The organism is Micromonospora sp. WMMD1120 (assembly GCF_029626235.1).
Lineage (GTDB): Bacteria > Actinomycetota > Actinomycetes > Mycobacteriales > Micromonosporaceae > Micromonospora.
The window spans coordinates 482,409-501,140 of sequence record NZ_JARUBO010000005.1 but is presented as its reverse complement, the minus strand read 5'-3'; the positions used below and the strand labels follow the sequence as shown (position 1 = coordinate 501,140).

Annotated in this window: 19 protein-coding genes and 2 tRNA genes; 17 read left to right on the top strand and 4 right to left on the bottom strand. The window is 70.1% G+C overall.

The genetic code is table 11. The annotated features are described in order from the left end of the window. The first annotated feature begins 42 nt into the window (after window positions 1-42). The 3 genes from O7634_RS02400 (at window position 43) to O7634_RS02390 (ending at window position 4,147) form a co-directional block, all read left to right on the top strand. Window positions 43-2,160, top strand: coding sequence for a ThuA domain-containing protein (locus O7634_RS02400; RefSeq protein WP_278148538.1), 2,118 nt, complete (start codon window positions 43-45; stop codon window positions 2,158-2,160). Window positions 2,161-2,438: 278 nt separating this feature from the next. Beyond that, window positions 2,439-2,930, top strand: coding sequence for an ATP-binding protein (locus tag O7634_RS02395; RefSeq protein ID WP_278148537.1), 492 nt, complete (start codon window positions 2,439-2,441; stop codon window positions 2,928-2,930). Between the two features lie 209 nt (window positions 2,931-3,139). Continuing rightward, a complete protein-coding gene (locus O7634_RS02390; RefSeq protein ID WP_278148536.1) occupies window positions 3,140-4,147 on the top strand; it encodes a sugar phosphate isomerase/epimerase family protein in 1,008 nt (335 codons plus the stop codon). A 64-nt stretch (window positions 4,148-4,211) separates the two neighbouring features. Here the strand turns inward: O7634_RS02390 and O7634_RS02385 are convergent, their stop codons facing one another. Continuing rightward, window positions 4,212-4,616: a hypothetical protein gene (locus O7634_RS02385; protein WP_278148535.1), complete on the bottom strand. Its 405-nt coding sequence runs from the start codon at window positions 4,614-4,616 to the stop codon at window positions 4,212-4,214. Between the two features lie 293 nt (window positions 4,617-4,909). Between O7634_RS02385 and O7634_RS02380 the strand changes: the two genes are divergently transcribed. From O7634_RS02380 to O7634_RS02345, 8 genes are all read left to right on the top strand, one after another. Then, window positions 4,910-4,982, top strand: a tRNA-Asn gene (locus tag O7634_RS02380). Between the two features lie 326 nt (window positions 4,983-5,308). After that, a complete protein-coding gene (locus tag O7634_RS02375; RefSeq protein ID WP_278148534.1) occupies window positions 5,309-7,426 on the top strand; it encodes an MMPL family transporter in 2,118 nt (705 codons plus the stop codon). Continuing rightward, the gene (locus O7634_RS02370) at window positions 7,416-8,654 is read left to right on the top strand and encodes an NAD(P)/FAD-dependent oxidoreductase (protein ID WP_278148533.1); all 1,239 of its coding nucleotides are present in this window, start codon (window positions 7,416-7,418) and stop codon (window positions 8,652-8,654) included. Before O7634_RS02375 ends, O7634_RS02370 begins: the two co-directional genes overlap by 11 nt. 65 nt (window positions 8,655-8,719) lie before the next feature. Further along, window positions 8,720-9,667: a hypothetical protein gene (locus O7634_RS02365; protein ID WP_278148532.1), complete on the top strand. Its 948-nt coding sequence runs from the start codon at window positions 8,720-8,722 to the stop codon at window positions 9,665-9,667. Next, the gene (locus tag O7634_RS02360) at window positions 9,664-11,349 is read left to right on the top strand and encodes an insulinase family protein (RefSeq protein WP_278148531.1); all 1,686 of its coding nucleotides are present in this window, start codon (window positions 9,664-9,666) and stop codon (window positions 11,347-11,349) included. The genes O7634_RS02365 and O7634_RS02360 overlap by 4 nt, the downstream gene beginning before the upstream one ends. A 67-nt stretch (window positions 11,350-11,416) precedes the next feature. After that, window positions 11,417-11,490: transfer RNA gene (locus O7634_RS02355), tRNA-Ile, on the top strand. Between the two features lie 113 nt (window positions 11,491-11,603). After that, entirely contained in the window at window positions 11,604-11,888 is a 285-nt protein-coding gene (locus O7634_RS02350; RefSeq protein WP_091614758.1) for a type II toxin-antitoxin system Phd/YefM family antitoxin, read from the top strand. Further along, the gene (locus O7634_RS02345; protein WP_278148530.1) at window positions 11,885-12,172 is read left to right on the top strand and encodes a type II toxin-antitoxin system RelE/ParE family toxin; all 288 of its coding nucleotides are present in this window, start codon (window positions 11,885-11,887) and stop codon (window positions 12,170-12,172) included. The genes O7634_RS02350 and O7634_RS02345 overlap by 4 nt, the downstream gene beginning before the upstream one ends. Window positions 12,173-12,397: 225 nt before the next feature. Here O7634_RS02345 and O7634_RS02340 read toward each other — a convergent pair whose 3' ends face one another. Next, window positions 12,398-12,817, bottom strand: a complete 420-nt coding sequence (locus O7634_RS02340) for a helix-turn-helix domain-containing protein (protein ID WP_278148529.1) — start codon at window positions 12,815-12,817, stop codon at window positions 12,398-12,400. Window positions 12,818-12,937: 120 nt separating this feature from the next. On the opposite strand from O7634_RS02340, the gene O7634_RS02335 reads away from it, so the two are divergent. From O7634_RS02335 to O7634_RS02325, 3 genes are all read left to right on the top strand, one after another. After that, entirely contained in the window at window positions 12,938-13,822 is an 885-nt protein-coding gene (locus tag O7634_RS02335; protein WP_278148528.1) for an NAD(P)-binding domain-containing protein, read from the top strand. Between the two features lie 87 nt (window positions 13,823-13,909). Further along, a complete protein-coding gene (locus tag O7634_RS02330; RefSeq protein ID WP_278148527.1) occupies window positions 13,910-14,806 on the top strand; it encodes an NAD(P)-binding domain-containing protein in 897 nt (298 codons plus the stop codon). Between the two features lie 119 nt (window positions 14,807-14,925). Continuing rightward, window positions 14,926-15,204 carry a hypothetical protein gene (locus O7634_RS02325; protein WP_278148526.1) on the top strand — a complete coding sequence of 93 codons (279 nt, stop codon included), beginning with the start codon at window positions 14,926-14,928 and terminating at the stop codon, window positions 15,202-15,204. A 25-nt stretch (window positions 15,205-15,229) separates the two neighbouring features. Here O7634_RS02325 and O7634_RS02320 read toward each other — a convergent pair whose 3' ends face one another. Continuing rightward, entirely contained in the window at window positions 15,230-15,661 is a 432-nt protein-coding gene (locus O7634_RS02320; protein ID WP_278148525.1) for a hypothetical protein, read from the bottom strand. 256 nt (window positions 15,662-15,917) lie between these two features. Here O7634_RS02320 and O7634_RS02315 point away from each other — a divergent pair, with 256 nt between their 5' ends. Beyond that, window positions 15,918-16,592, top strand: a complete 675-nt coding sequence (locus tag O7634_RS02315) for an AAA family ATPase (protein WP_278153842.1) — start codon at window positions 15,918-15,920, stop codon at window positions 16,590-16,592. 269 nt (window positions 16,593-16,861) lie between these two features. On the opposite strand, the gene O7634_RS02310 is transcribed toward O7634_RS02315, so the two are convergent. Continuing rightward, the gene (locus O7634_RS02310; protein ID WP_278148524.1) at window positions 16,862-17,662 is read right to left on the bottom strand and encodes a hypothetical protein; all 801 of its coding nucleotides are present in this window, start codon (window positions 17,660-17,662) and stop codon (window positions 16,862-16,864) included. Between the two features lie 113 nt (window positions 17,663-17,775). Here O7634_RS02310 and O7634_RS02305 point away from each other — a divergent pair, with 113 nt between their 5' ends. Then, a complete protein-coding gene (locus O7634_RS02305; protein WP_278148523.1) occupies window positions 17,776-18,168 on the top strand; it encodes a hypothetical protein in 393 nt (130 codons plus the stop codon). Further along, on the top strand, window positions 18,165-18,695 hold the full coding sequence (locus O7634_RS02300) for a DUF6036 family nucleotidyltransferase (RefSeq protein ID WP_278148522.1): 531 nt from the start codon (window positions 18,165-18,167) through the stop codon (window positions 18,693-18,695). Before O7634_RS02305 ends, O7634_RS02300 begins: the two co-directional genes overlap by 4 nt. Window positions 18,696-18,732: the final 37 nt, after the last annotated feature.

Genomic DNA, 18,732 nt, shown 5'->3' with positions numbered 1-18,732 from the left:
GTTGCCGAGGGGCCCCTCCTAACCCGCGATTAGGAGAGCGATATGCGCAGACGCCTGCGACCCGTCCTCGGTGCGGCCATGGCCGCCCTCGCCGTCCTCGCCTGTACGACACCCGCCACCCCGGCCAGCGCCGCCGACGCCCCCTACGACGTGCTGGTCTTCTCCAAGACCGCCGGTTTCCGGCACGACGCGATCCCGGTCGGCATCCAGACCATCCGCGACCTCGGCGCGGCGAACAACTTCACCGTCACCGCCACCGAGGACGCCGCCGCCTTCACCACCAGCAACCTCAACCAGTACGAGGCGGTGGTCTTCCTCAACACCACCGGCGACGTGCTCAACGCCACCCAGCAGACCGCCTTCGAGTCGTACATCGCCTCCGGGCGCGGCTACGTCGGCGTGCACGCCGCCGCCGACACCGAGTACGACTGGCCGTTCTACGGCAACCTGGTGGGCGCGTGGTTCAACTCGCACCCGGCCATCCAGCAGGCCACCATCAAGGTGGAGGACCGGGGGCACGCGGCGACCGCACACCTGCCGCAGACCTGGACCCGCACCGACGAGTGGTACAACTACCGGACCAACCCCCGGTCCACGGCGCACGTGCTGGCCACCCTCGACGAGTCGTCGTACTCCGGTGGCGGGATGGGCGCGGACCACCCGCTGAGCTGGTGCAAGAGCTACAACGGCGGCCGGTCCTTCTACACCGGCGCCGGGCACACCCAGGCGTCGTACGCGGAGCCGGCGTTCCGCAACCACCTGCTCGGCGGCATCCGGTACGCCTCCGGCCGGAGCAAGGCCGACTGCCGGCCCGAGACCGGCTACACCCCGCTGTACAACGGCTCGACGACCGGGTGGTCGCAGGCCGGTCCGGGCAGCTTCACCAACTCCGACGCCACGCTGACCTCGGTCGGCGGCATGGGCCTGTACTGGTACAGCGCCAAGCAGTTCACCAACTACTCGCTCAAGCTGGACTGGAAGATGGCCGGTGACGACAACTCCGGCATCTTCATCGGCTTCCCGCCGTCGAGTAGCCCGCAGTCGGCGATCGACAACGGCTACGAGGTCCAGATCGACGCCACCGACGCGGTCGACCGCACCACCGGCGCGGTCTACACGTACAAGGCCGCCGACATCGCCGCCCGCGACGCGGCGCTGAACGCGCCGGGGGAGTGGAACACGTACGAGCTGTTGGTCGAGGGTGAGCGGTTGCAGGTCTTCCTCAACGGCGTGAAGATCAACGACTTCACCAACACCAACCCGGTCCGCTCACTGGCCGGCCACATCGGCATCCAGAACCACGGCACCGGTGACGACGTCGCGTTCCGCAACATCCGGATCAAGGAGCTGGGCGGCACGCCCCCGCCGACCGGCAACACCACGATCCAGGCCGAGGCGTTCAGCTCGGCGAACGGTGTCTCCGCGTTCACCAAGGCGGGCGCCAACGGTGGGCAGACGCTCGGCTACATCGAGCCGGGTGACTGGGCCGCGTACAACGGCGTCAACCTGACCGGTGTCACCTCGTTCACGACCCGGGTCGTCTCGGGCGGCGCGGGCGGCAGCATCCAGGTGCGCACCGGCTCGGCCACCGGCCCGGTGCTCGGCACTGTCGCGGTGCCCAACACCGGCAGCTGGGACACCTACGCGAACGTGAGCACCACGCTGTCGAACGTCCCGTCCGGCACCCAGAACCTCTACCTCACCTTCACCGGTAGCGGCACCGGGCTCTTCGACGTCGACGACTTCACACTGGTCAAGGGCACCGGCGGCACGAACGGGGTGGGCCCGATCAAGGGCCTGGCCGGCAAGTGCCTGGACGTCCGCAACGGCGGCACCGCCGACGGCACCCAGGTCCAGATCTACACCTGCAACGGCAGCGCGGCGCAGACCTGGACCGTGACGCAGACCCCGACGATCAGGGCGCTCGGCAAGTGCCTGGACGTCAACGGCAGCGGTACCGCCAACGGCACCAAGATCCAGCTCTGGACCTGCAACGGCAGCGGCGCCCAGAACTGGGCTGCGCAGTCCGACGGCACCCTGCGCAACCCGTCGTCGGGCAAGTGCCTGGACGTCTCCGGCAACAACTCCGCCGACAGCACAGTGGTCCACCTGTGGAGCTGCATCAGCAACGCCGCCAACCAGAAGTGGACCCTGCCCTAACCCCACCCCGCCCCCGCCCCAACGCCGTCCCCACCCCCGCCCCCGCCCCAACGCCCCCGCCCCAACGCCCCCGCCCCAACGCCCCGTCGATCTTGCACTTCCTGTCGCGACCAATGCCATCAATACCGGCATTTCGGCAGCACAAAGTGCAAGATCGGCGGGGCGTGTGGCGGGGCGTGTGGCGGGGCGTGTGGCGGGGCGTGTGGCGGGGTGGGGGTGCGGGGTGGGGGCGCGGGGTGGGGGTGGGTGGGGGTGGGTGGGGGCGTAGTTTGGGGGGCATGGGTCGGTTCGCGCAGTGGCGCGGGATGCTGCTGGCGCGAGGTCACCAACTGCGCGGCGCGCTGGGCCGGGCGGCGGAGCCCGACGACACGTCGACGTCGACGGCCAGCCTGAACCGTCTCGACGCGCTGGTCGAGGGCTTCGCCGCCGGTCAGCCGGTGCGGTGGACCATGGCGGGTCAGCCCCGGCCGCTGCCCGGTCCGGTCGACCTGGTGGCGTACCGGGTCATCGAGGAGGCGCTGACCAACGCGTGCCGGCACGCCCCGGGCGCGCCGGTGGCGGTCCGCCTGCGCTACGACGCCACCGGCATCACGATCGAGGTCCGCGACGAGGGCGCCGTTCGCGCGCCCACCCGGGGTGCCGGTCAAGGTCTGCTCGGGGTACGCAGGCGCGCCGAGCGGCTCGGCGGCACGTTCTCCGCCGGGCCACGCGCCGGTGGTGGGTTCACCGTCCGGGCGGTTCTGCCCGCTCCGGAGGAGGTGGTCGGATGATTGGCCGGCGCTGGGACTTCCGTGATGGGGTGCGGCGCAAATAGGGTGGGGTCGGCGACCGTACGGTGGCCGGTGACCCGGTGGGAGGCGCAACCCGCCGGGCCCAGGTGTGCAGCACACCCACCGGTGGCCGTCCCTCGCCGCGTACGTCCGGTCACCCTCGCCCCGGTCCGCACAGGGAATCCCCATCACAACAGGGGAGAAGGACAATGGCGCGACCCATCACGCTCTTCACGGGCCAGTGGGCCGACCTTCCGTTCGAGGAGGTCTGCCGGCTCGCCTCCGAGTGGGGCTACGACGGTCTGGAGCTCGCCTGCTGGGGCGACCACTTCGAGGTCGACAAGGCGCTCGCCGACGACTCGTACGTCGAGCGTAAGAAGGAGACCCTCGCGAAGCACAACCTCCAGGTCTTCACGATCTCCAACCACCTTGTCGGTCAGGCGGTCTGCGACCACCCGATCGACGAGCGGCACCAGGACATCCTGCCCGGTCGCATCTGGGGTGACGGGGAGCCCGAGGGCGTCCGTCAGCGGGCCGCCGAGGAGATCAAGGACACCGCGCGGGCGGCGGCGAAGCTTGGTGTGAACACCGTCGTCGGTTTCACCGGCTCGTCGATCTGGCACACCCTCGCGATGTTCCCGCCGGTGCCGCCGTCGATGATCGAGCGCGGCTACCAGGACTTCGCCGACCGGTGGAACCCGATCCTCGACGTGTTCGACGAGGTGGGGGTGCGGTTCGCGCACGAGGTGCACCCGAGCGAGATCGCGTACGACTACTGGACGACGAAGCGGACGTTGGAGGCGATCGGCAACCGGCCGGCGTTCGGGCTCAACTGGGACCCGTCGCACTTCGTCTGGCAGGAGCTGGACCCGGTGAACTTCATCTTCGACTTCGCCGACCGGATCTACCACGTGGACTGCAAGGACGCCAAGGTGCGTACCGGCGACGGCCGACGCGGCCGGCTCGCCTCGCACCTGCCCTGGGCGGACCTGCGCCGCGGGTGGGACTTCGTCTCCACCGGGCACGGCGACGTGCCCTGGGAGGACTGCTTCCGCGCCCTGAACGCGATCGGCTACGACGGCCCGATCTCGATCGAGTGGGAGGACGCCGGGATGGACCGCCTGGTCGGTGCCCCGGAGGCGTTGCAGTTCGTCCGCCGGCTCGCCTTCGACGCCCCGAGCGCCGCCTTCGACGCGGCGTTCAGCAGCAAGGACTGAGCGCACCCCGGACGTACCACGGGCCGGTCGCCCTGCGGCGACCGGCCCGTCGAGGTGCGGTGGATCAGAGCGTGCTGGCGTTCGTGCCCGTGCCGGACGGCTTGGTGCGGGGGTTCGTGGACGACGGCGACCCGGAGGTCGTGCCGACCGGGCTGTTGCCCGCCTTGGCGCCCACGGTGGCGGGCGTGCCGGCGAACGCGTCGTCGGCGGCGGTCAGCTCCTGCTTGCCGGAGCTGCCGTTGCCGGTGCCCAGCTTCTCGCCCAGCCTGGTGTGGCCGAGCTTGTCCTTACCCTCGCTGTAGAGCTTGTTGGCCTGGGCCTGCGCGACCCCGGCCGCCTCCTGGACGGTCGGGTGGTCGAGCACCTTGCGGCCCCGGACCACCAGCTCCTCGTACTTCTCCCGGCCGGCACGGGCGCCCAGGACGAATCCCGCAGCCAGCCCGCCAAGAAACATGATCTTTCCGCGCATGGCGGCTCCTTCCGTACCTGACGCGCCGTCACCCCGGCGGGTTGCCCCGTCGGAAGGCGACCTGTTCGCGCCTGCGTCCTCTGTCCGCAGCTAACTACCCATCCTGCTCCCCGCTCAAGCATGCTTGTGCCGGGATGGCGATTTACACCGATTGTCGATACGTCCCGCCGGTGACCTGCGCTTCTTGATCTTCGCGAGTCGGGGCGGAACCCGCTGGACCACCACCGGGGAATGTCCTGTACTCTTGTCCCGTCGCACGGCGTCGGGGAGATCCGGTGTCGCGCGGTGCACGGTCCCCTGTAGCTCAATTGGCAGAGCAGCCGGCTGTTAACCGGCAGGTTATTGGTTCGAGTCCAATCGGGGGAGCTTCTCCATCCCGCGCCCGTCGGCCCGCATGCCGGCGGGCGTTTTCCGTGCCCAACACGCACCGGTTGGTTTCGGGCGCCCGAGATCGCGCTCGAACATTGTTGTAGTGGTGTCGGTGCGTCGGGAGGCCACTACTTCCTGGTTCGAGCACAATCTCGGGCACGGGGCACGGGGCACGGGGCACGGGGCACGGGGCACGGGGCACGGGGCACGGGGCAGAATGCGAGGTTTGGACCGCTTGGCGCTCGTGTGCCCGGCAGGATGGTCGCTGTCGACCGAGGCTTCCGCCACGTCGACTCACGCGTCGATCCATGGGGTGAGTGCGGATGTCCGGACGAGGCGGCCGGGTCACGCTGATCGCGGTGGCGATCGTGCTGGCCTGGCTGGTGGTCGGCGCCGTCGCCGGTCCGTACTCGGGGCGGCTCAGCGAGGTCGCCACCAACGACAATGCCGCCTTCCTGCCCACCGACGCGGAGGCGACCCGGGCCCAGGATCTGGCCGACGACTTCGTCGACCGGCAGACCATCCCGGCCCTCGTCGTCTACGAGCGGCCCACCGGGATCACCGACGCCGACCGGCAACGGGTACGCGCCGACGCCGCCCGGTTCGCCCAGATCCCCGGAGTGGTCACCCCGCTGCCCCCGCCCATCCCGAGCGAGGACGGTCAGGCGGTCCAGGTCATCGTGCCGGTGGACGACGCCGAGGGCGAGCAGATCGGCCGTGTCGTCGAAGACCTGCGCGACAGCGCCGGCGGTGACCGGGACGGGCTGAGCGTGGACGTCGCCGGACCGGCCGGGCTGCTGGCCGACCTGATCGAGGTGTTCTCCGCCATCGACGGGCCGCTGCTGCTGGTCACCCTGGTCGTGGTGCTGATCATCCTGTTGGTCGTCTACCGCAGCCCGGTGCTCTGGATCTTTCCGCTGCTCGCCGCCGGGATGTCGTACGCCCTCGCCGCGGTCTTCGTCTACCTGCTCGCGGACGCCGACGTGCTCAAGCTCAACGGGCAGGCCCAGGGCATCCTCACCGTGCTGGTCTTCGGCGCCGGCACCGACTACGCGCTGCTGCTCATCGCCCGCTACCGGGAGGAGTTGCACCGGCACGGCCGGCCCTGGGACGCGATGCGCGCCGCCTGGAAGGGTGCCGCGCCGGCCATCATCGCCTCCGGCGGCACGGTCATCGTCAGCCTCCTCTGCCTGCTGCTGTCCAGCCTCAACTCGAACCGGGCGCTGGGTCCGGTCGCGGCCATCGGCATCGCCGCCACCCTGCTGGTCATGCTCACCTTCCTGCCCGCGCTGCTGGTGCTCGGCGGCCGGTGGGCGTTCTGGCCCCGCAGGCCCCGGGCCGACCAGGCCGACCCCCGGGTCGAGCACGGCATCTGGAGCCGGGTGGCCGGCTTCGTGGCCCGGCACGCCCGGCCGATCTGGTTGAGCACCGCCGTGGTGCTGGCGGTGCTCACGCTCGGCCTCACCCAGCTCGGCGCCACCACCCTCGGCCAGTCCGACCTGTTCACCCAGCGCACCGACTCGGTGGACGGGCAGGAGGTGATCGCCCGGCACTACCCGGGAGGCACCGGAAGCCCGGCCAGCATCTTCACCACCGAGCGGGCCGCCCGGCAGGTCGCCCAGGTGGCGCAGGACGTGCCCGGCGTCGCCGACGTCCGCCCGCTCACCGCCGGCCCGCAGGCCGGCCCACCCGACCCCGGCGCCGCGCCGAAGGTCGTCGACGGGCGGGTGCAACTGGAGGCGACGCTGACCGACCCGCCGGACAGCGACGGCGCCGAGCGGACCATCCGCGAGCTGCGGGTCGCCGTCCACCGGGTGCCCGGCGCGGACGCCGTGGTCGGCGGCTTCACCGCGATCAACGTGGACACCTCGGACGCCGCGAAGCGCGACCAGAACGTCATCATCCCGGTGGTGCTGCTGGTCATCCTGGTGATCCTCGCCCTGCTGCTGCGGGCCCTGCTCGCCCCGCTGCTGCTGATCGCCACGGTGCTGCTCAGCTTCGCCGCGACCCTCGGGCTGTGCGCGCTGCTGTTCCGGCACGTCTTCGACTTTCCCGGCGTGGACTCCTCGTTCCCGCTGTTCGCCTTCGTCTTCCTGGTCGCGCTCGGGATCGACTACAACATCTTCCTGATGAGCCGGGTACGCGAGGAGTCGGTCCGGCGGGGCACCCGCGCCGGTGTGCTCGCCGGCCTCGCCGTCACCGGCGGGGTGATCACCTCCGCCGGCATCGTGCTCGCGGCCACCTTCTCCGCTCTCGCCGTGCTGCCCCTCGTCGTGCTCGTCGAGCTGGGTAGCGCGGTCGCCATCGGGGTACTGATCGACACCATCATCGTCCGGTCGTTGCTGGTGCCCGCACTCGCGTACGACATCGGGCCGAAGATCTGGTGGCCGGGCCGGTTGTCCCGGACGAACGGTGAGCGGGAGGCGCGCGGTGCTGGCTGAAACCGATGTGGTCATCGTCGGCGGCGGCCTGGCCGGCCTCGCCGCCGCCCGCCGGCTGCACCGCGCCGGCGTGCCCTGGCGGCTGCTGGAGGCCGGCGGCCGGCTCGGCGGCCGGGTCGCCACCGACGTGGTCGACGGCTACCGCATCGACAGGGGTTTCCAGGTGCTCAACACCGCCTACCCCCGGCTCGGCACGCTGCTCGACACCGACCGGCTGCGGCTCGGCTACTTCACCTCCGGGGTGCTAGTGCGCAAGGGCGACGACCTGCTCCGGCTGGTCAACCCGCTGCGCGAGCCGACCGGCGGCCCCCGCACCGCGCTCGCCGGGGTCGGCACCCTGCTCGACCGTCTGCGCTTCGCCACGCTCGCCACGGGCTGCGCCACGCTGCCGCCGGCCCGACTGCTCGCCGCGCCGGAGACCACCACCGAGACGGCGCTGCGCCGGGCCGGCCTCTCCGACGCCATCATCGAGGAGCTGCTGCGGCCGTTCCTGTCCGGCGTCTTCATCGACCGGGAGCTGTCCACCTCCAGTCACGTGTTCGCGATGGTGCTGCGCTCCTTCGCCCGCGGCCGGATCGGCCTGCCCGCCGAGGGCATGGCCGCGCTGCCCCGGGCCATCGCCGACCCGCTCCCCGCCGACCTGCTCGACCTGGACACCCCGGTCGCCGAGGTCGTCCCCGGCCGGGTCCGCACCCAGGCCGGCGAGATCCGCTGCCGGGCCGTCGTGGTCGCCGTCGACCCACCCGCCGCGTCCGCGCTGCTACCGGCCCTGACGACGGTACGGATGCACAGCTACACCACCTACTACCACAGCGCTCCCGAGCCGCCGCTGAGCGAGCCCATCCTGCTCGTCGACGGCGAGCGGCGGGAGATCGTGGCGAACACGGTGGTGCTCAGCAACGCGGCACCGACCTACGCCCCGGCCGGCCGGCACCTCGTGGCCACCTCGGTGGTCGGCCCGACCGCCCCACCCGAGCCGACCATCCGGGCCGAGTTGACCCGGCTGTACGGCCGGTCCACCGCCGACTGGACCCACCTCACCACCGTCGCCGTACCGCAGGCGCTGCCCGCCGCGCCGCCGCCGCAGGGTCGGCTGCGCAAGCCCGTCGCGCTGGGGAAGGGCCTGTTCGTGGCCGGTGACCACCGGGACAGCCCATCGATCCAGGGCGCTCTGACCAGCGGCTGGCGGGCCGCCGGGGCGGTGCTGGACGAGCTGCGCGCGACGTGAACGGGCTGCGGACGGGCCGGTAAACGGGACATCGGCGGCGTAGTTGATCACCTATGATCGCCGCCATGCCCGCCCCTCTACCGGCACCCACCTTCGACGCCGGTGCCGCGTACCCCGAGGTCAACGACCTCCGGAAGGCGCTCGACGCGGCCGACTGGCCCGCTGTCCGCGCACTGTTCGCCGACCGTGACCACGACGGCCGTACCCTGCTCGTCCGGGAGGCCGGCGACCACTGCACCACCGACGCGTTCCTGCGCCGCGTCCACGACGAGGACCCCACCGACCAGCTCGCGGGCACCCTGCTCGGCACGCACCTCATCTGCGCGGGTTGGCGGATCCGTAGCGGCGCCCGAGCGGAGCACGTCAGTCGGTCGCAGTTCGACCAGTTCCACGACCACCTGCGCCGCGCCGAGCAGGTTCTCATCGACGTCACCGCACGCCACCCGGACGACGCGGCAGCGTGGACCCAGCGGATCACCCTCGCCCGCGGCCTACAACTGGGCCAGAACGAGGCCCGCCGCCGCTACGACCGGCTCGCCCAGCACCACCCGCACCATGCCCCCGCCCAGGCGAGCCTGCTCCAGCAGTTCTGCCCGAAGTGGAGCGGGAACTGGGACCGGGCGTTCGGCTTCGCCCGTGAGTGCGCGGACGCCGCGCCCGACGGGTCGCTGAACGCCGTCGTCGTCGCGGAGGCGCATCTGGAACGCTGGCTCGACTTCGACACCGCACGGGAGCAGTCGGCCTACCTGCGCAGCGAAGCGGTGGTGAACGAGATCATGCGCGCCGGGCAGCGATCAGTGCTGCACCCGGACTTCGTCGACCGGCCCGGGTGGGTCTGGGTCCGCTCGTCGTTCGCGCTGATGTTCAGCCTCACCGAGCAGTGGTCGGCCGCCGCCAGCCAGTTCCGGGCGCTCGGCAACCGTGGCACCTCACTGCCCTGGGCCTACGTCGACGACGCCGAGGGTTTCACGAAGTACCGCGACAAGGCGTACGCGAAGGGTGGCCAGTCATGATCCAGCACCTGGACGTGGACGGGGTGCCCACGCTGCTCGCCCCCACCGGCGGGCCGATGCACGCCGGGTTGACCTTCCGGGTCGGCACCGCCGACGAGACCCTTGCCCGAGCCGGCATCACCCACCTCATCGAACACCTCGCGCTCGCGCCGCTCGGTCTCACCGACTACCACGTCAACGGCGCGACCGCCCCGGTGTTCACCACCTTCCACACGCAGGGCTCCGAGGCGGACATCGCGGCCTTCCTCACCGCCGTCTGCGGGCACCTCTCCGACCTGCCGGTCGGGCGGCTGGACGTCGAGAAGGAGATCCTGCGCACCGAATGGAGCAGCCGGGGCTCCGCCGCCGTCGACGACATCCCGCTGTGGCGCTACGGCTCCCGCGACTTCGGCCTGAGCAGCTACCCCGAGTGGGGCCTGGGCGGGCTCACCGCCGACGACCTGCGGGAGTGGACCGCCCGCTGGTTCACCCGGGAGAACGCCGTGCTGTGGATCGCCGGTTCCCGCGTGCCCGCCGGGCTGCGGCTCGCCCTGCCCGGTGGGGTCCGGCAACCCGTACCGGCGGCCTCGTCGGCGCTGCCACGGACCCCGGCGTACTTCGTCAGCGGCGCCCGCGCCGTCGTGCTCGACTCGGTGGTGCGACGCAGCGCCGCCGCCAGCACCTTCGCCGGGGTCCTCGAGCGCGAGCTGTACCGGTCACTGCGCCAGGACGCCGGCCTGTCCTACACCACCACCACGGGGTACGAGCCGCGCGGCGACGGGTACGCCACGCTGCGGGCGCTCGCCGACGCGCTGGCGGAGAAACAGGACGCCGTGCTCGGCGGATTCGTCGACGTCCTCGCGAAGATGCGGGTGGGGCGCATCGAACAGGCGGACCTCGACGCCACCGTCGCGAAGCGCGAGGACTTCCTGGCCACCGGGGAGGTGGACGCCGCACGGCTGCCGTCGTACGCCGTCAACCTGCTGACCGGGCAGCCGAACCTCACGATCGACGAGCACCGGGCCGAGCTGAAGGCGGTGACCCTCGCCGACCTGCACGAGGTGGCAGGCGAGGTGATGGGGTCGGCGTTGCTCATGGTGCCCGGGGGCCACTCCGCCGACTGGGCCGGCTTCGTCGCCGCGCCCACCCACTCCGCAGACACCGTCGACGGCACCACGTACCGTGCGAAGCAGGGCGCCGGCGGCATCCGTGTCGGCGCCGACGGGGTGACGTACCTGCGGCCGGAGGGGCCACTGACCGTCCGCTACGACGACTGCTCTGTCATGCTCGCCTGGCCGGACGGCGCGCGGCAAATGGTCGGCGCGGACGCCATCGTGCTGCACATCGAGCCGACAATGCTCGACGTGCCCGCGCCGACGCTGGCGGCCATCGACGCCGCGGTGCCGGCCGACCGGCACATCGCCATGCCGGCCCGTACCCCGGACCAGATCCCGCAGCCGAAGCCCGTCGTCAGCGAGGCCGACCCCTCCAGACGTTCCTGGTGGGAGATCCCGGTCATGGTGCTCAGCGGAATCGGCACCCTGCTCATGGGCGGCTTCTGCCTGCTACTCACCATCGGCATGTTCGCCGCCGAGGAGAGTTCCGAGGACGACGCCTGGTTCTGGGGCGTCATCGCGGTCGGCTGGGTGCTCACTGTTATCCTCGCGTTGCCCATCGTGCTGCTGAAGCGGCGACGGCGGTGATGAGGTGGGGTCAGATCGCTGCTGGCCCGTGATCCACCGGTCGGGATAAGATCCGGCGCGGTGTTTCGGGGCGGTAGCTCAGCCGGTTAGAGCAGGGGACTCATAATCCCTCGGTCGCGGGTTCGAGTCCCGCCCGCCCCACGCATCTTTCTGACCTGTCGCTTCGTGGCGACGTGTGTTCACCATGCGATCCATCGACGTGGTGTCTGGAGGAACGGTGGACGCCCCAGCGGATTCTGGTCATACTTGTGACCATGACGACCTTGCCGTTGGGGGAAGTGAAGACTCGGCTCTCTGAGCTGGTGGGGCGGGTGCACGACCACCACGAGCGGGTGACCGTGACCGTGCATGGTCGGCCGTCCGCCGTGCTGGTGTCGGTGGAGGACTTGGAGCGCCTGGAGGAAACCGTCGCGGTTCTCGGGGACGCGGGCACCCTGCGGCGGCTGGCCGACTCCGACGCGGAACTGGCCCGCGGTGAAGAGGTGTCCGCCGACCAGCTTGCGGAGACCATTCGCGCCCGTCGCGCCTCGGCCGCGTGAGCCCCCGGCTGCCAGAAGATCCGTACACGCTGCGCACCACGCCGACCGTCCGTCGAGCGCTCGCCGAACGGTCGCCGGAGGCCGTCGCTGTCGCCGCGTACGAGTTCATGACCGGGCCGTTGGTGCGAGAGCCCTACCGGGTCGGAAAGCGTTTGTTGCCGCCTTTGTCGGATCGGTTGAGCGCCCGACGAGGCACCTACCGGATCATCTACCGCGTCGACGACGACAACCGCACCGTAACTGTTGTGGACATCGATCATCGAAGGGATGTGTACCGCTCCTGACGCCCCTGGCTCTCCGTGCCCGTTGGCGTCGAGGCATTGAGTACGGTAGGTGTCGTGTCGATGAGTGTGGCTGACGAGGCTGCGGCCATCGAGGGCCGCCGCGCCACGCTCCTGACCTGCACATCCGCAGCGGCAACGGATCACCGGCGACGGCCGCTGCCTGGTTCGCATGGTGGTACCTCCGGCCCACCAACCGTTCTCGCTGCTCCTGGGAATGCGGCGGCCTCAACGCCGGGATGACGGAGCCCGGTTGCCGGAGCGCGTCTTCGCGGTGGTGGTGTCCCGGGCGGCGTCGATGTGGACGGTGTCGGCACCGATGCGACGGATCCGCTCGACGCCCCAGTCGCCGAGTGCCTCGAGCGCGGCGTTGAGTGAGATGCCGTGCTCGGTCAGCGAGTATTCGACCTTGGGTGGCACCTCACGGTAGACCTCCCGGTGCACGAGCTCGTCCTGCTCCATCTCGCGCAGGTGCTGGATCAGCATCTTCTCGCTGACGCCGGGCAGCCCTCGGCGCAGCTCGGCGAAGCGCCGGGTGCCGTGACTGTGCAACTCCCACAGGATCAGCGACTTCCACTTGCCGGTGACGACGTCCATCGCCGCGTCGATGCCGCAGATGTACGGGCCGCGACGGTCAACTGTTGCCATGGATGCCAGCCTCCTCTGGTACTTACGAAAAGGTAAGTACCGCACTCTGAAGTCGGTACTGGTCCACGCTACCGAACAGGGCAAGGATCGAACCAGGACAAGCACGGCGAGGAGCACACCATGCACATTCACCCGGAGCGCGTCAGCGTACTCGGCCTGGGCGCGATGGGCGGCGCGCTGGCAGCGGCCGTCGTCAAGGCCGGGCACCCGACGACCGTGTGGAACCGCACCGCGGGCCGCGCCGACGCCCTCATCGCGGCGGGCGCGACCGAGGTCGGCGCCGCGGCCGAGGCGGTACGGGCGGCCGAACTGGTGGTGGTGTGCCTGCTCGACCACGCCTCGGTCCACGAGGTCCTTGATCCGGTCGCCACCGACCTCGCCGGCCGGACCATCGTCAACGTCACCACGACCACCCCGGAGCAGGCGCGGGAACTGGCTGGATGGTCAGCGGACCGGAACGCCCGCTACCTGGACGGCGGGATCATGGCAGTGCCGGAGATGATCGGCGGCCCCGGCTCGCTGGTGCTGTTCAGCGGCCCCCGCGACGCCTTCGACCGGCACCGGCACGTGCTCGACCACTGGGGCGAGAGCGACTTCCAGGGGCCGGACGCTGGTCTCGCCTCGCTGGTCGACCTGGCCCTGCTCGCTGGCATGTACGTCATGTTCGCGGGGTTCCTGCACGGCGCGGCGATGGTCGCCCCGGCCGGCATCCCGGCGCGCCGGTTCGCCGCGCTCTCCGCACCCTGGCTGACCGCGATGACTGCCGCGTTCGACGGCTACGCCGAAGTCGTCGAGGGCGGCGACTACACCGTCCCCGGCCAGCAGAGTCTGACCTTCTCCGACCTCGGCGACATCATCGACGCGAGCGTCGCGCAAGGGGTCGACCCGGCTGCCGTCGCGATGGTGCAACAGCTCATCCGGCGGCAGATCGACGCGGGCAGAGGCGCGGAGGGGTTCGCCCGCATCTACGAGAGCCTGCGATCGTCGGAGACCGCAGCTCGCTGACCCACACGAGCGGCGCGAACGCCCCGACCACGGGTGCCGCCGCTGGTGACGCCCAGCCACCCGGCCGCCGCGAGCGAAGGGATACCCATGAATGCCATCGACCCACCCCAGCGGGTCACCGTCATCGGGCTCGGCCCCATGGGGCGAGCCATGTCCGCCGCGCTGCTGCGCGCCGGGCATCCGCTCACCGTCTGGAACCGAACGCGCGGCCGCGCGGACCAGCTCGCCGCCGCCGGCGCCACAGTGGCCACCACGCCTGCCGACGCGGTCGCCGCGAGTCCGGTGACCGTCGTCAGCCTCACCGACTACCCGGCGATGTACGCGATCCTCGACGGTGCGGCGCGGGAGGGTGCGCTGGCCGGCCGAACCGTCGTCAACCTCAGCTCGGACACGCCCACAGCCTCACGGGAGGCCGCTGACTGGGCGAGTAGGTACGGCGCGGACTTCGTCACCGGCGGCGTCATGGTTCCCGCGCCCGTCGTCGGCACCCCGGACGCCTACGTGTACTACAGCGGGCCACGAGACGCCTACGACCGGCACGAGCCGGCGCTGCGCGTGATCGGCACGCCGAAGTACCTCGGCGAAGACTCGGGCCTGGCGCAGCTGTTCTACCAGGCGCACCTCGACGTGTTCCTGACCTGCCTGTCCAGCCTGCTGCACGCCACCGCGCTCGTCGCCTCGGCCGGTGTCGACCCGGCAGAGTTTCTTCCCGACGCGTTGCGGACACTGACCGACATCCCGGCGATGGTCGGCGACGGAGCGACCCTCGCCGGCGAGCTCACGGCGGGCGAACACCCCGGCGACCTCAGCACGGCCCTCATGATGGGGGCCACCGCCGAGCACATCCTGCGCACCAGCGAGGCCGCCGGCGTCGATCCCGAGCTGCCGAAGGCGGTCAAGTCACACTACGACCGCGCGATCGCCGCCGGTCTGGGGACCAGGAACTGGACAGCGCTGTACGAGGTGCTCCGGCCGCAGCACTGACCGGACCCGAATGGACGTGATCGTAGGAACGCCATCGCCCACCGGTGACAGGTTGACCCGCGCCACCGGTCATCTCTGCGGTCGTCAAGCGGGTTCTCCGCTAATGGCTCAATGCTTCGGTGGGTGCGATGATCGCCCATATGGAGCCGGCCAGGAATCCGTGGTGGCAGACGGAGAAGACGCCGAAGCGGGGTTTCATCGCGGGAGGCGTCTGGCTGTTCATCGCCGCCGGGTGGCTGACCCTGGCCGTCCGCAACCCCGAGCCGTGGCGATGGGTATTTGCCGCGTTGTGGGCGCTCGGTGGTGTCGGCCACACGGTGTCCGCTGCGCTGCTGCGGCAACGGCAGCGCGCGTCTCAGAATGAGACAGGGCCGGATGAGGTGATTCGAGCCGACTGAGCGCGAGAGTCGGTGGTGCGACGCCCTAGTCCGGCGAGGGGAGATCCACGTAGTCACCGAACGGCTCGATCGATCCGTCCCAGCCGTTCCAACCCTGTTGGGTCACCCTCCCGTCGGCGTACGTGTAGGACCAGCGGGCGCCGTCCTCGCCCTCGATCTGCACGACGCCGGAGCGGACGAACGGCGCGATGGCGACGTAGAAGGCTGTCGCCTGGTTCGACCACTTGGGGTCGCCCTCGTCGTCGTGATCGAACTCGACCCAGTCCCCGTCGCGGATGATCGAGGCTCTGGCCTCGCACGCGATGTCGACGAGCGTCTCGTTCGCGTCGGCGTCGGGCTGGTACCCCCCACCCTGCTCGGCCATGGCGGCCTTGGCGGCGGCTGTCGCGGCGGCGTCGTCCGATTCTGGCAGGTGCAGACGACCGGAAGGCCACACCGAGTATCCCACGGCGGGCATCCTACGACTGTCGATGTTCCGCCCACCGAAGGCCGACAACGAATTCGATTCGCTGTTCAGCCGACCTCCTCGGTCGACAGGCCGCGCACCCGGGGGCGCGGCTGTCGATGGCGTACGACAAGCTGAGGATGCTGGCGATGTCGCCCGCCGAGTCGGTCACGTTCATCAGGGAGCTGAGCGAGCATGGAACGTAACGCCTGGCGCACGTCGAGCCGTTCCGGCAGCAACGGGCAGTTCCGGTAGGCCGGACGTTCAGCTGATGCACGGCACCCGCGACGACCTGCTCGACCGCCTGGCTGAGGCCGTCGGTTCCGTGGCCGTGGCCCACCCGACGCGGGTCGCCATCGACGGGCCGCCTGCCGCTGGCAAGACCACCCTCGCCGACGAGTTGGCCGCCGTCCTGCGGAGAGAGGGCCGTCACGTCATCCGCGCCTCCATCGACGATTTCCTCGCCCCTCGGTCGCAGCGCTATCGACGCGGCGAGTACTCGGCCGAAGGCTGTTACCACGACGCCCACGACCACAGCGTGCTGAATCGGGTTCTGCTCGATCCGCTCGGTCCGCTCGGAGATCGGCGCTTCCAGCACGCGGTCTACCACCCCGTCGCCGATGCCGTGCTGTCTCCGCGGGTCACGACCGCCCCGGCCGACGCCGTGCTCGTCTTCGACGGCGTCTTCCTGATGCGCCCGGAACTGATCGACCGGTGGGACCTGCGCGTCTTCGTGTCGACGACGCTGAGGAAGACCGTCGATCGTGCGGTGATCCGGGAACGCCGGGTGTCGACTCGGGCCGACGTCGAACGGCGCTGGCGTGAGCGTTACATCCCCTCGCAGCAGCTCTACTTCGCCGCGGTCCGACCGACCCAGCACGCCGACATCGTCGTCCACAACGACGAGCCCCAGCGGCCGGTGTGGGAGACCCGGACGCGCTGACCGGGGTGCCGACCTGAAGCACGCGTTCGCGGTGTGGTGGGAGCCGGCGTACCAGGATCTCCAGCTCCAGGGTCGGCTCGCGAACGCCCGGGCCTGCTCGGTGCCCCGGTCGGGTTGGAGGTGCGGGACCCGGAGCAGAGGCCGTACTGCACGCGCAGCTCCGCTGCCGACCTGACAATGGTGCTCGCCGAGGTTCTGCCGCACGAGGACGTGCTGCCGAAGCTGCCCTGAGCTGCATGGTCAAGGGCCGGTCACGTCGTAGCAGGCTCCTAACCAGTTGAGATCTTGCCACTTTCGCTGGTATTGAACTGTTTCTTGTTCCAATGATCGAAGTGGTAGTTGAAGTCGGGGGTCAGGGCCCAGTCGGGTGTGAACAGAAGGAGCTCGATATCCGTGTCACCGAGAATCCCGGTCAGCCACTCACGCCAATCGTCGTTCTCCCCATCGAAGAGGGCTGGGCTCATGTCGGCAAGAAGTTCAGCCTCTCCGAAGATCAAGTAGAGCGCGAGTTCCTCCAGCACGGTGTGGGCGACGAGGTCCCCGTGAGCGAACCGCCGGCGAAGGCGGATCACCGCGGCCTTGAGCTCGTAGATGAACTCGTAGTCGTAGCGTGGTAGGAACTGAGGTGGCAGTTCACCGTCGAACCACGATGCCGCGAGTTGGCCTAGGTGAGTACCTCGAGGGTGCTCAGCCAAGGCTCTGAGATCGTCGGCGAGATGATCGTGGATGAGGCCGCTGCCTGCCGCGAACGTCGTTGCGCACGCTCGGCCGTAAAGGTCGCTGAGTGCTTGCGACCACGCCTCATGGCCGTGGTCGATATTGCGGAGCCAGTCGTCGTCCGTGTTGTCGGAGCCCTGCTCGTCGCCTGGCAGCTTGCTCCAACCCAGGGCTCGGCAAACGCCGCGAACTTTGTCGTGGCGTATAGCCCCCGCTGACTCGTAACGGCCCCAAGACTTCGCTCCGACTCCAGCCTTGGCGGCTGCCTCCTCGATGCTGAGGTTGAGAGCAACTCGCCGTTCGCGTATGGCGGTCGCCAGCGCCGTATTTCCTGGCGTGGTGCGGGGAGGCATCGATGGCTCATTTCTGACCGGACAGGACCAGGTCAGTATAGGTAGCGCAGGGTGTTCGGTCCAGCAGCCCTGGAACGTCTGGATCTGCCTGCCCGTGTACTACCGTCGTGGCTGTGAAGGATCGCGCTGCGGCCTACGAGCCGCTGACGGTTGAGCGACTGGCTTATCTCCTCGCCGGGGCTGACGAGACGCGACGATGGCGGCTGGTGGCGGAGTTTCTGGAGGAGTATCGGTGGGAGCCGGCCGAGGTCCGACCAAGGCTGCTGGAGGAGGAACCCCCGCCAACCGGTGATGAGCGATGGGATGTCTTCCTTGCTGCGCTGGCGGAGCACTTGGCGGCAAAGGACGGCCGCGGCGCGCCATCGTGGGTCGCGACGCGGACGCTGCGACAATTTTGGTTCCCCTTCAACACTCCGGCTGCTCGTGTCGATGCCGTGGTGCACGCGCCAGCGGCGTTCAGGCGGCGCGGGGTCTATGTAGCGGCACAGGAGTTGAACGTCGCGTGAGCGCAGACGACCCACTGCTGGATCGCGCATCGATTGAAGACGCCTTCCGTCGGCTGGGCGATCGGCTGGCGAAGCGAGGCGTGGTCGCAGATATCTACATTTTCGGCGGGGCCGCGATGGCCCTGGCCTATGACGCTCGCCGGGCGACCCGGGACATCGATGCCGTCTTTCAACCGCACGGTGTCGTGCTCGACGAAGCAAGGGCTGTTGCTCGCGAAATCGGTCTTCCAGACTGGTGGCTCAACGAGCAGGCAAGCGCCTACGTGGCTCCAGGCGGCGATGCGACGGCCCCTCGCGTCTTCGACCATCCTGGCCTGCGGGTGGCAGCGGCGTCCCCAGAGCACATGTTGGCTATGAAGGTGCTCGCCGCGCGGCGAAGAGACGCTGAGGACATCCGCTTCTTGGTCGAGCGCCTTGGATTGACCAGCGCGGAACAAGTTGTCGGTCTGTGTGCGGAGATATTTCCCGACGAAGAGGTGCCTGCCAGGGCGAGGCTGGTGCTCGATGACGTATTCGACGGTCGATAGATCAGGCAAGACCGAGCGGCGGCACCACCGGCGGCGG